11 protein-coding genes, 1 pseudogene and 1 riboswitch are annotated in these 15,291 nt (G+C 49.1%); all 12 genes and pseudogenes read left to right on the top strand.

Annotation, left to right across the window (positions count from 1 at the left end):
* Positions 1-266 precede the first annotated feature (266 nt).
* The 12 genes and pseudogenes from BN1247_RS17755 to BN1247_RS10575 all read left to right on the top strand — a co-directional run bounded on the left by BN1247_RS17755 (position 267) and on the right by BN1247_RS10575 (position 15,249).
* Positions 267-431 carry a hypothetical protein gene (locus BN1247_RS17755; protein ID WP_157360861.1) on the top strand — a complete coding sequence of 55 codons (165 nt, stop codon included), beginning with the start codon at positions 267-269 and terminating at the stop codon, positions 429-431.
* A 115-nt stretch (positions 432-546) separates the two neighbouring features.
* Positions 547-2,067, top strand: a complete 1,521-nt coding sequence (locus BN1247_RS10625) for a sodium-dependent transporter (RefSeq protein WP_054950364.1) — start codon at positions 547-549, stop codon at positions 2,065-2,067.
* 353 nt (positions 2,068-2,420) lie between these two features.
* A riboswitch (cobalamin riboswitch) is annotated at positions 2,421-2,622 on the top strand.
* A gap of 168 nt (positions 2,623-2,790) precedes the next feature.
* Positions 2,791-3,165 (top strand): class Ib ribonucleoside-diphosphate reductase assembly flavoprotein NrdI, encoded by a 375-nt coding sequence (gene nrdI, locus BN1247_RS10620; protein ID WP_054951609.1) that lies wholly within the window; start codon positions 2,791-2,793, stop codon positions 3,163-3,165.
* A gap of 17 nt (positions 3,166-3,182) precedes the next feature.
* On the top strand, positions 3,183-5,225 hold the full coding sequence (gene nrdE, locus BN1247_RS10615; RefSeq protein WP_231633428.1) for a class 1b ribonucleoside-diphosphate reductase subunit alpha: 2,043 nt from the start codon (positions 3,183-3,185) through the stop codon (positions 5,223-5,225).
* 66 nt (positions 5,226-5,291) lie between these two features.
* A complete protein-coding gene (gene nrdF / locus BN1247_RS10610) occupies positions 5,292-6,266 on the top strand; it encodes a class 1b ribonucleoside-diphosphate reductase subunit beta (RefSeq protein WP_054951608.1) in 975 nt (324 codons plus the stop codon).
* A 362-nt stretch (positions 6,267-6,628) separates the two neighbouring features.
* On the top strand, positions 6,629-7,201 hold the full coding sequence (locus BN1247_RS10605; RefSeq protein WP_054950362.1) for an RNA polymerase sigma factor: 573 nt from the start codon (positions 6,629-6,631) through the stop codon (positions 7,199-7,201).
* A 242-nt stretch (positions 7,202-7,443) separates the two neighbouring features.
* Positions 7,444-7,785 (top strand): annotated as a pseudogene (locus BN1247_RS10600) (EamA family transporter); the annotation flags it as partial.
* A 261-nt stretch (positions 7,786-8,046) separates the two neighbouring features.
* Complete coding sequence (locus BN1247_RS10595) at positions 8,047-8,682, top strand: histidine phosphatase family protein (protein ID WP_054950360.1); 636 nt, start codon at positions 8,047-8,049, stop codon at positions 8,680-8,682.
* Between the two features lie 443 nt (positions 8,683-9,125).
* Positions 9,126-10,040 carry a ribokinase gene (rbsK, locus tag BN1247_RS10590; protein WP_054950359.1) on the top strand — a complete coding sequence of 305 codons (915 nt, stop codon included), beginning with the start codon at positions 9,126-9,128 and terminating at the stop codon, positions 10,038-10,040.
* A 239-nt stretch (positions 10,041-10,279) separates the two neighbouring features.
* Positions 10,280-11,950, top strand: a complete 1,671-nt coding sequence (locus BN1247_RS18200) for an extracellular solute-binding protein (RefSeq protein WP_082415896.1) — start codon at positions 10,280-10,282, stop codon at positions 11,948-11,950.
* 17 nt (positions 11,951-11,967) lie between these two features.
* Positions 11,968-13,128 carry an ADP-ribosylglycohydrolase family protein gene (locus BN1247_RS10580; protein WP_054950358.1) on the top strand — a complete coding sequence of 387 codons (1,161 nt, stop codon included), beginning with the start codon at positions 11,968-11,970 and terminating at the stop codon, positions 13,126-13,128.
* A gap of 15 nt (positions 13,129-13,143) precedes the next feature.
* Complete coding sequence (locus BN1247_RS10575) at positions 13,144-15,249, top strand: ADP-ribosylglycohydrolase family protein (protein WP_054950357.1); 2,106 nt, start codon at positions 13,144-13,146, stop codon at positions 15,247-15,249.
* Positions 15,250-15,291 lie beyond the last annotated feature (42 nt).

Here is a 15,291-nt window from a genome sequence, read left to right as displayed (position 1 = left end):
GCGCGCGAGGAAAACGGAATAATATCGTAAAATATCGTCGAAAATGACTAAAAAAAATGGTAGACTATCTATACCGTATGGCGCGGGGAAAATCTACCATTTTTTGTTGCCCTAAAAAGGTGGAACATTCCATAAACTAGAGAGGCGTACGGATAGCTGGGGGAGATTTACGGTGCAAAAAACGTTAAAGACTATTACGGCGTCGTCCCCGATTTCGAATCAGAAGACTCACTGCCAGCCGTGCCGACGTTGGCGCGCCATACTACTTGGGCAGAGGGGATGATGGCACTGGGGAAGACGGGAATGGGAAGGCGATTCCAGTTTTGCACGTGGAGCAGCGCCAGACGGCGAAAAAAGTCGCCGCCTTACGAGCGGAACGAGACCTTGTCGACGCGCGCATCGTCTCACGCGTCGCTAGTGTGCGGGAGTGAACGTACACGAAAACGTGTCGACAAGTGAAGTGACGAATCACTGCCAGGCGCGTTTCGCGTGTAATTGTCTTACCGAGTGAACGAGCGATAGCAGAGGATGGATGAGGTGAGTAAGATGAATGTAGAGGATCACAATGGGCAACGCGATCAGTGGACGTCGCGCCGCGGGTTCATTTATGCGACGATTGGCGCAGCAGTAGGATTAGGAAACTTATGGCGGTTCCCCTTCATGGCTTATGAAAACGGGGGCGGCGCATTTTTGCTCCCGTACTTGTTTGCACTACTAACGGCCGGTGTGCCGCTCATGGTCATGGAGTTCGGGCTCGGGCATAAAATGCGCCTCGCCGCCCCAGGAGCGATGCGAGAGATCGGCAAGCGCTGGGAGTGGCTCGGCTGGTGGATGGTGTTCATCCCACTTGCGGTCATGGTGTTTTACACGGTGATCGTCAGTTGGAGTTTGCTATACTTCGTGTATAGTTTTACAAAGATGTGGGGAGAAAACCCCGGAGCGTTTTTTGATGAACAATTTTTGGCGGTCAGTAGTGGACCGTGGGAGTTCGGCGGCATTCAGTGGCCGATTTTTGCCGCGACCGCGCTCGTTTGGCTATTTACGTTTTGGGCGTGTCGCCGCGGCATTTCCAAAGGGATCGAATGGGTGTGCAAAGTGACGACACCGCTGTTAGGCCTATTGTTTTTGTTCATATTGTTGCGCAGTGTGACTTTGCCCGGAGCAGCCATCGGGTTGGACGCCTTTTTACGTCCCGATTTCGCGCAAATTATGAATGCCGAGGTGTGGATTGCCGCTTATGCGCAAGTGTTTTTTTCGGCGACTCTCGGTGTCGGGGTGATGATCGCCTACGCCAGTTATTTGCCGCGGAAATCGGACATCGTCAACAACTCGTACATTACAGTGCTCGCTAACGGCAGCTTTGACTTTGTCGCCGGACTCGCCGTGTTTGGCATTCTCGGCTACATCGTGCAGGTGTCGGGCACTCCCTTGCAGGAGATTGCCGCTAGCGGCGCCGGCATCGCCTTCGTCGTCTTTCCGCAAGCGATTAACTTACTACCCGGCGGACCCGTGTTGCAAGCCATTTTTGGGGCAATGTTTTTCTTCAGCTTAATGATGGCGGGGATCTCGTCCGTCTTGTCGATGGCCGAGTCGTTCAGTTCAGCTGTGCTGGATAAGTTTCGCGTGTCGCGGCAGAAGCTCGTCGCCATTGTGTCCGTCGTCGGTTTTTGCGTCAGCGTCCTGTTTACGACGCGGGCCGGTGTGCATTTGCTTAGCATCGTCGACCATTTCGTCACCAGCTTTGGCATCGCCTTCGTCGGCCTTATGGAAGCGATCGTGCTCGGATACGTGTACAAGGCTCACATCATGCGGTCGTATGTGAATGCTGTGTCGGATCTCTCGGTCGGTAAATGGTGGGACGTCTGCATTAAGTATGTGACGCCTGCCGTGCTCGGCTTTACGATGGTCAGCAGTGTGCTGGACGAAATCGCCCGACCGTACGAAGGATATCCGCGTGCGGCGCTGGTCACCTTCGGCTGGGCGGCCGTCGCGGCGATGATTGTCGCTGCGGTAATCGTCAGTCGAACGAGCCGCAAGCAGTTAGGTGACGACATTCGTTCGACGTAGTAGCATTAAAAAGCGCCCTGAAGCAAGCCAAAGTAACCGAAGCAATCCGAAGCAAGCCAAAGCAAGTCAAAGCAACCTGAAGCAAAAAAAGGAGCCGTTAAGGCATGTGAATCGGTGCTAGACCGGTTGCGACCAGTTGTGACTGGTTGCGGCTGGTTGAGCGATCTGAGGGCACGCGATTTCCTCTGTCTTAGCGGCTGTTTGTGCTTTCGAAAGAGGATTCTACCACGCGTGACACTGTTCCGTGACCATTGGTGTCACGTTAACGAACAGACGATAGTATTGCTTTTTAATACTATATATAGTATCTTATTAAATGTGCTCAACAACATATTGATACAAAAAGAAAGATTGTATATATTAGCGCTTTAGGTATTTACTAGGTTGGTAGATTTAAAAGGGAATCCGGTGCAAGCCCGGAACTGCCCCCGCAACTGTAAGTGTGGACGAAATCGGAACGCCCACTGCACAGGTCGGTTAACGCTTCTTGTGTGGGAAGGGACGAGAGTAGGGTGATGCACGAGTCAGGAGACCTGCCTAACGCGCCAAGATCTAACCTTCGGGGTGTGAGTGTTAGAAGTGGAAATAGGCGCCGTAAACGATGCCGTCGATTGTTTTTGCGCGCTTCAATCACTGCGCCCGCAAGTCCACTTTCACATGCCCACCCCAACCTTAACGGTAGGGATTTTTTATTGGTTAAAGAAGGGAGAAAGGGTGTTCCGCATGCTCATTACATACGATTCACGGACCGGCAACGTGCGCCGTTTCGTACAAAAATTGCCGTTAGACCACGTGCAAATCGACGACGAGTTACAGCTTGACGAACCGTTCATTCTCGTCACGTACACGACCGGATTTGGACAAGTCCCCGAACGCGTCGCTGCTTTCTTAGAGCGGAACGGTAAGCACTTAGTCGGAGTAGCCGCAAGCGGCAACCGCAACTGGGGTCATTCGTTCGCCAAAAGCGCGGACCTCATCGCCGCAGCGTACGGCGTCCCAGTAGTGAGCAAGTTTGAACTATCGGGAACGGAATCTGACGTATTACTTTTTCAAGAGAGGGCGGAGCAACTATGGCAAATAGCAGTCACATTGAACTAAATAACGAAATGATGATGATGAAAGATGGCTTTTTCCAGCTGGAAAAAGACCACGAAGCGGTACAGGCGTTCATGCGCGAGGTAGAAGGGAATATGCTCACTTTCGATTCGCACTTGGACAAAGTCGATTACATGATCGCCAACAACTATTACGACGACGTGTACGAGCAGTACAGTGCGGAACAAATCGAGGAAGTGTTCGCCACGGCGTACGGCTATGAATTCACCTTCCAGTCGTACATGGCCGCGTCGAAGTTTTACAATGACTACGCCTTGAAGACGGATGACAAACGCCACTTCTTGGAGCATTACGAGGACCGCGTGGCAATTACGGCGCTTTTCCTCGGCCAAGGGGATCATGCCAAAGCGATGCGACTCGTACGGGCGATGATGGAGCAACGCTACCAGCCGGCAACGCCGACGTTTATGAACGCTGGCAAAAAGCGGCGCGGGGAAATGGTGTCGTGTTTCCTCCTCGAAATGGACGACAGCCTGAATTCGATCGCCTTTAACATCGGGACGGCGATGCAACTGTCGAAAATCGGCGGCGGTGTCGCGCTCAACCTCTCGAAACTGCGGGCGCGTGCCGAACCGATCAAAGGGGTCGAAGGGGCGGCGAGCGGCGTCATCCCAGTCGTCAAACTGTTAGAAGACGCGTTTTCGTACGCGGACCAATTAGGGCAGCGCAAAGGTGCGGGGGCGGCGTACTTAAACATTTTTCACTGGGATATCGCCGAATTTATGGAGACGAAAAAAATTAACGCCGACGAGAAGATTCGGATCCAGTCTCTGTCCATCGGCCTCATCGTGCCGAACAAGTTTTTTGAGTTGGCGGAGAAAGACGAGCCGTTCTACGTGTTTGCGCCTTATTCGGTGTACAATGCGTATGGTAAACATTTGGACGACCTGGACATGGACGAAATGTACGACGAGCTCGTGGCGAACGACCGCGTGAAAAAGAAAGAGCTCGACGCCAGGGAAATGCTGACGAAAATTGCGACGACGCAAATGCAGTCCGGCTACCCGTACATCGTGTTTAAGGACAACGCCAACCGCGTACACGCCTTGAAAGACATCGGACAGGTTAAAATGTCTAACTTGTGCACGGAAATTTTTCAACTTCAGGAGACGTCGACGATTAACGACTACGGCGTTGCAGATGATGTACGCCGCGACATTAGCTGTAACTTAGGCTCGCTCAACATCGTCAACGTGATGGAATCGGGCGACATCCGCGGCTCTGTCCACGCCGGCATCGAGGCACTCACTGCCGTTTCCGACATGACGAGCGTATCGAACGCGCCGAGTATTAAAAAAGCGAACGAAGAAATGCACGCGGTCGGTTTAGGTGCGATGAACTTGAACGGCTTTTTGGCGAAAAACCGCATCATGTACGAAAGTGACGAGGCGAAAGACTTTGTGCGGACTTTTTTTATGATGATGAACTACTACTCGCTGGAAAAAAGTAACGAAATCGCGCGGGAACGCGGCGTAACGTTTAAACACTTTAACCAGAGCGAATATGCAAAAGGCACGTATTTCCAGCAGTACTTGGAAGAAAACTTTGCGCCGCGTACGGACGCCGTGCAGCAGCTGTTCAAAGGCATTCACATTCCGACGCCCGACGACTGGCAGCAGCTAAAGGAAAGCGTGCAAAAAGACGGGTTGTACCATGCGTACCGGCTAGCGATTGCGCCGACGCAAAGCATCAGTTACATTCAAAACGCGACGTCTAGCGTGATGCCGATCGTCGATCACATCGAAAACCGGACGTACGAGAATTCGACGACGTATTACCCGATGCCGTTTTTGTCGCAGGACAACTATTACTACTACAAATCGGCGTACAACGTCGACCAGTTTAAGTTGATCGATTTGATTGCGGAAATACAGCGTCACGTCGACCAAGGGATCAGTACGATTTTGTTCGTACAGAGCGACATTTCGACGCGGCAGCTCGTCCGCTACTACGTCTACGCGCAAAAGAAAGGGCTGAAAAGCTTGTATTACACGCGCAATAAGACGATCGACATTGCCGAGTGCACGAGTTGCGCCGTGTAAGTGCCAGCGAGACTGACATTTGGAATACGTTTTGCTAGAAATTAGGAGGCGTTTGACGTGAAAAACATGCGCGCTGTCAACTGGAATCGGCTAGACGACGAATATAGTGAGGCGTTCTGGAAACAAAACATTTTACAGTTTTGGACCGAGGATGAAATCGCCGTTTCACGCGACCTAAAAACGTGGCACACACTGACGAAAGAGGAACAGACGGCGTATGTCATGGCGTTGTCGGGATTGACGGGACTCGACACGATGCAGGGCGACGACGGTATGCCGCTCATCGCTTTGCACGTCGATGACATGCAGAAAAAAGCGGTGCTGTCGTGGATGGGGATGATGGAGCACATTCACGCCAAAAGTTACTCACATATTTTCACGACGCTGTTGCCCTCTAGGATGACCGACTACTATCTCGACGAGTGGGTACCGAACCAGCCGCACCTCAAACGCAAAGCGGCGTTGATCGGCGGCCGTTACCACGCGTTGCACAAGCGCGACGCGACGCCGTACGAGCTGTATACAGCGATGGTCTCATCTGTCTTTCTGGAGAGTTTCCTCTTTTATAGCGGTTTTTACTACCCGCTGTACATGGCCGGGCACGGTAAGCTCGTCGCTAGTGGCGAAATCATCTCGCTCATCATTCGCGACGAATCGATTCACGGTTTGTACGTCGGTACGTTGGCACAAGAAGTGTACAACGCCATGTCAGCCGAAGATCGGGCGCGAGCAGATAAAGAAACGGCGGATCTCCTCGACGAGCTTTACGAAAACGAAGTCGCCTACACGAACGAAGTTTACGGTAAGGTCGGCCTCGCTGACGACGTGTGCCGCTTCGTCCGCTACAATGCGAATAAGGCGCTAATGAATCTCGGGCGCGAACTGCGCTTTCCCGAGGAGCCGGTAAACCCAATCGTCTTAAACGGTCTGAAGACAGACACGAAAAACCACGACTTTTTTAGCGTGAAAGGGAACGGCTACGTCATGGCCTTAAACGTCGAACCGCTGCGCGATGAAGATTTCGTGTTTGATGTGGTGTAAATAGGATCATGCAGTATCATATCGTTGAAGTCATTGCTAAATGGAAGGAAGCGGGCGAATCGGTCAAAATTTGACTGGTTCGCCCGATTTTTGTTGTATGTACCGATTATTCCCAGGTTATATGTAACTATTTTGCAACCTTTTTTTACATAAAGTTATTATACTGAAGGAGTACGTAAACGCGCGTTGATTAGTTAGCGCGCAACTCGCTTCCTAATCTTTAAAAAACGAGAAAAAAATTAAGGCACTCTTAAGAAATTCATTAGCGGGAGTTAAAAAGCGGGCTGTATGATAGGAGTAACAAATTATTTGCTACCGTACGCTCGAGCGTATATGGAGCCATTATGAAAGGATTTATACTTATGGAACAATTAATTGCTTGTACACCGTTAGAAGTAAAAGACCGTCAAGGGACGTGCACTTATTTATACGAACAATTTTACCATCTACTTTACGGAATCGCTTTGCAAATTGTGAAAGATCATTACTTGGCCCAAGATGTGTTGCAAGAAACGTTTATTAAGGCGTATCGTCATCTCGACGACTGTCGCGATCGCAGGAAAGTACGGGCGTGGCTGACGACCGTGACGAAACGGACAGCGATCGATTTTTTACGCAAAAGAAACAGTCAAGTGGCAGTACCGATCGACTACGTGACGGTGGAAGAGACGGAAGCGTTTGCAGCTGAGCGATCGGTGGAAGAAACGGTCGAAAACGAGCTGATCTATCGCGACGTACTGCGCCAAATGGAACGGCTTGCGCCGAACTACCGCAAGATGATCGTTTTAAAGTATGTTCATGAATTGAAGGAGACGGAAATCGCCGCGCGCTTAGGAGTGAAGCACGGGACAGTAAAGTCGGCCGTATTTCGCGCGCGTCGGAAAATGCGGGCGTTATGCGAGAAAAGTTATTATGTGGAGAGTCATATCGGGTAACAGAACGACATCGGTAAGAGGGATTGGGTAAGGACAGTCCTTCTAGAACAATGAGATTCCTCCTAAACGAACAGTGAGATTTCACCTAGACGGTAGCGAGATTATGGTGATCGGTTCACGTATGATTGCCAGACAGGCGGCATATAACGTGGGTTTGATCACTTGTTTTACCTTCCCCTTTACTTCGTAAAAGAGTATACTTATACAATCTCTATATATAGAAGGAAAGGGGTTTTGGCAGCGTGCAAACAAAATTCGTTAAAAATCAGTTAGCGATCTATTTGTTGCTCCTTCTCGTGCCGCTGTTTTGGGGAGGTGCGTTTGGGGCGGCGGAACACGTCGTCAGTGAAATTTCTCCGTTTACGGCAGCTACGATTCGCTTTGCGTCAGCTGGCCTTATTTTACTCATGATCCTCGTCGCACGTTCGGAATGGGATGCCCGCGCCGTGCACAAACATTGGCGCGGCTTGCTGCTCATGTCTGTCACGAGGATTTTTTTGTATAACGCCTTTTTCTTTGTGGGACTTAATATTACGTCTGCCGTCAATGGGTCGTTAATTGTCGCGACTGGCCCTGTCTTTATGGATTGCTGTCGTAATCTACGGCGCCTCCCTTTCGTGGCAACAACTGTGCGGGATGGCGCTCGTCATTGTGAGTGTGTTGATTGCGACGGTGCAACCGCAGCCGGCGCTACCGAGTGAGAAGGACGGTATGGTCGTAAGCAAGTAGAGTGAAGGCAATATGTAGAATGAGGGCGATACAATGGTAAGGCTTGTATAACCGAGTGATACGCAATTTGCTATTATGGTAGAGATGACGTATGCCATTATAGGGGAGGAACTAAAATGAGTCGTTCAACGAAGCTATACATTGCGAGGCACGGCCAGACGGAGTGGAATGTGGCGAAGCGGATGCAAGGTCATTGGGATTCACCGCTTACGGATCTCGGGGTGATGCAGGCGGAGTGGTTGGGAGCCGCGCTCAAGGATGTGCCTTTCGATGCGGCGTACGCGAGTTCGAGTACGCGTGCGCTGCGCACGGCACAATTGATTATGAAAAAGCGAGATGTGACGGTCGTCGCGCGCGATCAATTGCGGGAAATACAGTTGGGGGAATGGGAAGGCCAAGAGCAAGAAACGCTAGCCGTGCAAGATCCGGAGCAATTTCACGCCTTTTGGAAGAAGCCGTCTACCTTTCGGCTACCGGGTGCGGAAACGTTTTTCGACGTGCAAAGGCGGGTACTAGCCGAACTAGATAAGGTGTTGCAGGAGCACGCGGGCGAGACGATCCTCATTGTCAGCCATTCGGTAGCGGTGAAGCTAATGATGGCCCACTTTGAAGGGCGCGACATCGACCGCCTTTGGGAGCCGCCTTATTTGCACCCGACGTCACTCAATGTAGTGGAAGTGATCGATGGACAGCCGAGCATTCGTTTGTACGGGGATACGTCGCATTATCGGAAGGAAGTGGCGGAGCGTTAGTTTGTGAGGTGGGAATTTCGAGTAAGGGTGGGCACCGACTGTGGTTGGTAAGGTTGGGTGCCCTTTTTTTATTTTTTGCGTATTATGTATCGCCTCAGTTGATCATAAATGTGTGACAGGTGGTTAGGTGTGTTGACAGTGTACGTCAAATCGTGATAATCTATCCTTAAACCGTAACCGGTTACGTACTATACTTCATTAGAGTGTTACCGGTTACTTATTTTGAAACATGTGTAACCGGTACCGGATACTATTAGATAGTGTTGGAAGTGATTTTGCGGGCATAGTTGGGAGGTGTGGCGTAGCGACAATCCGATGGCCTTTCCGTGCCGCGGATCAGGGGATCAGGGGAGGGCTACTGAAGAGGGGAAAGTAGACAGGGAGATATCGAACGGCTATTATTGGTAACAGAAGAATAGATAAATTAAGGCGAGGAGAACATCATGTCTAAATCGAAAGTAACTGTTGTAGGAAGTATCAACATGGATCTCGTGACGGAAACGCCTCGCGTGCCACGTTTGGGGGAGACACTTATCGGTACGCGTTTTTCTACGGTTCCTGGGGGAAAGGGAGCCAACCAAGCTGTTGCATGCGCCCGTCTCGGTGCCGATGTGACGATGGTCGGCTGTGTTGGCGGTGACGGATTTGGTCAAGAACTTATCGATAATTTAAGCCGTGAAAACGTACATACACGATTTGTTGAAAGGATTGACGACGTGTCGACAGGGATTGCTGTGATCACGATTGCGAACAGCGATAACTCGATCATCGTCGTTCCAGGGGCTAATCACCACTTGACACCGGACTCTGTACGACGTGCGGAAGAAGCGATAGAAATGGCGGATATCGTATTGTTACAGTTGGAAATACCGCTAGAGACAGTACGTGAGACGGTAACGATCGCCCACCGCCACGGAGTCCCTGTCATTTTAAACCCGGCACCCGCAGCCCAATTGCCACAGGATTTGTTGGATCAAGTGACCGTACTGACTCCGAACGAACACGAACTGGCGGTAATAAGTGGGGAGCAAGCAGATCGCGTAGAAGGTTTTACCCAACTTATTCAAGCATTTGCCGGGGAAATTGTGATGACAAAAGGTAGCGAGGGCGTCTACTATAAGGACGATAAACAAGTCGTCCACGTTCCGAGTTTTGCTGTAGAAGTTGTCGACACAACTGGTGCTGGTGATTCTTTTAACGCCGGTTTAGCTGTGAAGTTAAGCCAAGGGACATCCCTTCGAGAGGCCGTGCGTTACGCGGTTGCCGTAGGGGCTTTGTCAGTAACAAAATTCGGTGCACAAGGCGGCATGCCGACTGAAAAAGATGTGGCGGCTTTTTTGCGCGATAAATCTTATTGACACATCACGCGCAGTACTATTATAATTACAGCAGAGACGTGTGTAACCGGTCACACATTCTTTATGATAGGGTAGGGCTTGCTCATTTATTTTTTCCCTATGTGTTACCGGTTACTATTTAACTGAATAATTAATACGTATGAGTGGATCGGTTGGCGCCTTAATTTAAGGAAGTCATCGATCGTTCCAGATGGTACGTCCAATAGATCAATATAATATGGACAAATTGAGGGATGTAAATGTACAACGAAATCAATATTTTATCTCCGTGCGGTATGTTAGGTTACGGGTTTCCGGTTGAATCTTTTATGAGAGGCTTAAAAGAAAACCTTCACGGCATTGTCGTTGACGCTGGCTCTACGGATGCTGGTCCGCATAAATTAGGTGCAGGTGTGCCAATCGTCAGTCGAAGGGCGACAAAAAAGGACCTGGAGGTCATTATACAAAACGGCCTGCCGAGAAAAATCCCGATAGTGATCGGTTCAGCAGGTGGGGCAGGTGCCAAACCGCATGTGGACTGGACACTTGGTATTGTAAAAGAAATACTACACGAAGCAGACTTAAAGGCAAAGATTGCTGTCATTTGGACTGACTTTGAGAAGGAGTACATAGTTGAAGCTAACAAGCGAGGGAAAATAAAACCGTTGTCCCCTAATGTAAAGCCGCTTACGGAAGCTATCATCTTGGAGACGGAAAATATCGTCGCGCAAATGGGCCACGAGCCAATTTTGGAAGCGCTGGAAAACGGAAGCGACATTATTGTTTGTGGCAGGGCATATGATCCCTCACCATTTGCAGCGATTGGCGTTTATCATAAGAAAGATTTAGCCCTATCCTATCACTTAGGGAAAATTTTAGAGTGTGGTGCACTTTGTGCTGAACCTGGAACGACGAAAGATAGTATTTTGGGAAAAATAGGGGACGGTTACTTTACCGTAAAGTCGTTGAATCCGCTTCGAAAATGTAGCCCGACGAGCGTTGCCGCTCATACGTTTTACGAAAAAGAACACCCTTACATCTTACATTCTTCGGGAGACAGTAAGAATCCGAAGTATGCGTTTACGGCAGCAGGTGATATTGCCGAGTTAGACTATATTTTTGACATGGCCTTCGGGATTGATAAAGACTGGCTGAAAAAGAAAGACGGCACTTTAGAATACGCGAAGGTTTCGGAAAAAGAGAAGGAGAAATTAACCTTCTACAATAAGTTGTATAAAGAAGGCTTGATTGATCCGCAGTATATTACGAAAAAATGGGACACAAAGGAAAAGGCATTTTACGATGGCGAAGCAGCGGTCATCGTAGGAACAGCTGGTAAAGTTATCGACATTTACAACGGGAAAATGAAACAAGTGAATGGTAAGGATGCGGAGTTAGTCGTCCTTCCACCGGCCAAAGGGGAAGGGCAAGGCTACGGACCGACCGACGTGACGAAAGAAGCGAGAGGGATTGCGATTTCGTCGCAATCGGAGCACAAAGAGATTGCCTTCAAGATCTTGGACTATTTGGCCAGTCCGAAGGGGCAAATGTTTGACCGCTTAGGGTTTGAAGGGGAGCACTACAAAGTAGTAGACGGTGAGATCGCACTAGATGAAAAATATTACAACGAGTGGTACTCGCGCTTCTGGGAGCCTAAGGCGTTTGATCCAGAAAAACCGCTAAAAACACCGTTACTCAGTGAGCCGGCTACTGAGTCGCAAAAATTAGTGCAAAAGCATTACAGTGAAAATAACAACGTGATTATTCCGGAAGAATTGGTTGCCAGTAAGGATGCGATTGACAACTTGTATAAAGAATATGCAACGGACATGATTACTGGCAAACGCCCGATCGATGATTTCGATAAGTTTGTCGACGAATGGAAACAAGCCGGTGGCGAGCAGATTACGGATTTTGTCAATGAAAAATAACAAAGGGGACTGTCGCATTGCTTTCTTTTGAAGAACGAGTAAAGGGCGTCATTTTATCCACCGCTTTAGGGGATGCACTTGGCGCCCCCGTCGAAAAATTAAGTTACGAACAAATAAAAGAACGGTATACGCGAGTAGAGACACTTACTACTGAATGGTATAAAGCGAACGAGCCATTCGAGGTGACGCAAGGAAAACAGCGCGGCAACGGCATCGTGACAGACGATACATTGATGACGATCGCCCTCATCAATGTCTATCTGAAGGAACGGCGACACTTGGACGCCTACGATCTCGGGAATGCATTTGTGAAGGAAATTGCGTTTAAAAAGACGTACATTCCAGAGTTCGGGAGAGAAGCACTCATTATCGACCGACTGTTCTATCCAGAAAAACACATTTTTACACGCCATGTTTTGGCTAACTGTGAACCGCGCGAAGCGGGGATCGGCAATATGATTAACTGTGGTGCGGCAATGTATATAGCTCCTGTAGGAGTCGTCAACGCTGGTCATCCGAAAGCGGCGTACGACGAAGCGATTTTGTTTGCGATGGGCCACCAAAGTAGTTACGGGCTGGAGGCTGCGGGTGTCCTCGCCGCCTGTGTGGCCAAGGCATTTCAACAACATGTAACCGTTGATGACATTGTCGATACCGCGATTTATTACGCCAAGGACGGTACAAAACAAGCGATAAAGGCACTAACGGATGCCGCACGAGAACTGCGGTCGGTTAAACACGACATGGACCGTGTCGTCAAGACTTTTCATCAGGTAATCGCTCAATACTCACCCATGGGGGACGATGTTCATCGACAGGTGGATAAGATCGGGATTCCCTCCAATCATTACACGCCAAGCCGTTTGTTTTCGATTGAAGAATTACCGATGGCACTCGCTTTTATTGTTTTAAACGACGGCGATTACTATCAATCGCTGTTAGATGGCATTAATTCTGGTAGGGATACCGATTCGATTGGAGTAATGATTGGTGTTATTTTAGGAGCGATGTACGGTGACCGAGTTATTGAGAAAGCGCACGTGGCTTTACTAGAGGCGACGAACCGAATAGCCTTTAGCGAGCTTGCTACTCGCTTCTCGCAAGTGGCGAAAAAAATCATTACCGATGATTTAGAGCTGAACGACGAGCGGAAACAGCATTTAAGTGTTATAGATTAAAATGGAGGGACTTCATTGATACCGAACAATTATTTAGAAACGATTTATGCCGGTTTTTTAGGGATGAATGCAGGGATTCGCCTTGGCGCGCCTGTCGAGCCGCCTGTCTGGACGGATAAACGTATTGAACAAATCTACGGAGATATTCGCGGTTATGTCAAGGAGTATAAAAATTTCGCTGCTGACGACGATGCAAATGGTCCGGTGTTTTTTATACGCGCCCTGTATGACGATGCCAGTGATCGCGAGCTTGAAGCGGCCGACGTCGGTAACGCATGGCTCAACTACGCACGGCACGGAATCGGAATTTTTTGGTGGGGTGGGGAAGGTGTTAGTACTGAACATACAGCGTACATAAACTTGACGCGCGGGATCCCAGCCCCGAAGTCGGGATCAGCGGAAGTTAACGGGCTCGTGATGGCAGAACAAATTGGCGGCCAAATCTTTATCGATACGTGGGGACTACTATTTCCTAACAACATACACAAAGCGGCTGAGTACGCGGAGAAGGCAGCAAGTGTTTCTCACGACAAGAACGGCCTTTACGGTGCGAGATTTATGGCCGCATGTATTTCTAAGGCATTTGCAACCCATTCGATACTGGAAGTGATAGAAGCGGGATTAAGCACTATTCCCGAGGATTCGACATACGCGAAAGTCGTTCAGGCTGTTGTCGACTTTCACCAGCAACAGCCAGACGATTTTAAAGCGTGTCGGCAATACTTGGAAGAGGAGTGGGGGTACGATAAGTACACTGGGGTGTGTCACATTATCCCGAACGCGGGTGTTTGTGTGCTTGCCCTTTTATACGGAGCTGGCGATTTTGCCCGCACGATTGAAATTGCGACGATGTGTGGATGGGATACTGATTGTAATGCGGGTAACGTCGGTACGATTGCTGGTGTGATGTACGGGCTAGCTCACATCCCCGATCATTATCGACAACCGATCAACGATTTTATCGTGACATCGAGTGTCTCGGGTTATTTAAACATCGTCGACATCCCGACATTTTGCAAAGAACTTGCGCTGCTGGGCTATCGCTTGTCGGGGGCAGAGGCTCCAGCAGCACTTGTAAACGGATATAAGCGGGATGACATTTATTTCGATTTTGAACTTCCTGGTTCCACCCATGGCTTTAGAACCGATCATTCGTTTAAGACATTGCTCCGCCATTCGGATCAAGTCGGTTTTGAAAGTACGGGGTCGTTAGAAGTGTTGTTCGACCGCATGGTAGAAACGGATCGCAGCAAAGTCTTTTACAAACCGTTCTATAGAAGATTTGATTTTAGTGATGAACGCTATAAGCCGACTTTTGCACCGAAGGCATATTGTGGACAAACGGTAAGTGCCGACATTTATTTGGATAAATGGCATGGCGAAGACATTATTCTCACACCGTACGTTCGCGACACGTACACGCAAGAGGATTTGACGTCGGAATCTATCACGTTACAAAATAAAGCGTGGCAGAAGATCACATTTACCATACCGGACACGGATGGTGCCGTGATTGATGAAATCGGCTATATTATTCAGAGTCCTTCTCCGTTGACGAACAGGGCGTTAGGTTGCTTATACATCGATAACTTCCACGTATTTGGTAACGCGGATTACACGATCGATTTCTCTAAGCAGTTTGAGGAGTTCAAGTGCATAACGCCTTTCGCTCATAATCTCGGAGAGTGGTCGCTAACCGGGGATTATATGACGTGTGTGGCTCCTAAAGAAGGGTGCTCCGCGTATAGCGGAAACTATTATGCGCAAGATGCCTCAATTGCAGCCAACGTCCAACCGATTAGCGGTGAGAGTCATTGCCTCATTTTTAGAGCGCTTGGGATTAAACGTCATTATTTAGTAGGCTTTGATGGTCCCGGGAGAGTCTCTCTTATTAAGAACGATTTTGGCTATGAAAGACTACTAACGGTTCCCTTCGCTTGGGAACATGGAAAAAACTATTATTTTCATATAGAATGTAGGGGAAGTCGATTTGTTTTTTCCATTAATGGGCAAGTCGTTCTAGAGTGTGAGGATGATCGCTTTGAGTACGGCATGTTTGGTTTCGGTTGTTTAGCAGAAGGTGAAACAAACATTCGGCATTTTCATATACGGGACCTTTAATTGTTGCTGGCAAATAACGCGTCATTTTAACGTTTTCGTGTG

It is taken from the genome of Numidum massiliense, from assembly GCF_001375555.1.
Taxonomy (GTDB): Bacteria; Bacillota; Bacilli; order Thermoactinomycetales; family Novibacillaceae; genus Numidum; species Numidum massiliense.
The sequence above is the reverse complement of the archived record's forward strand: the minus strand, read 5'-3'. Positions and strand labels throughout refer to the sequence as shown.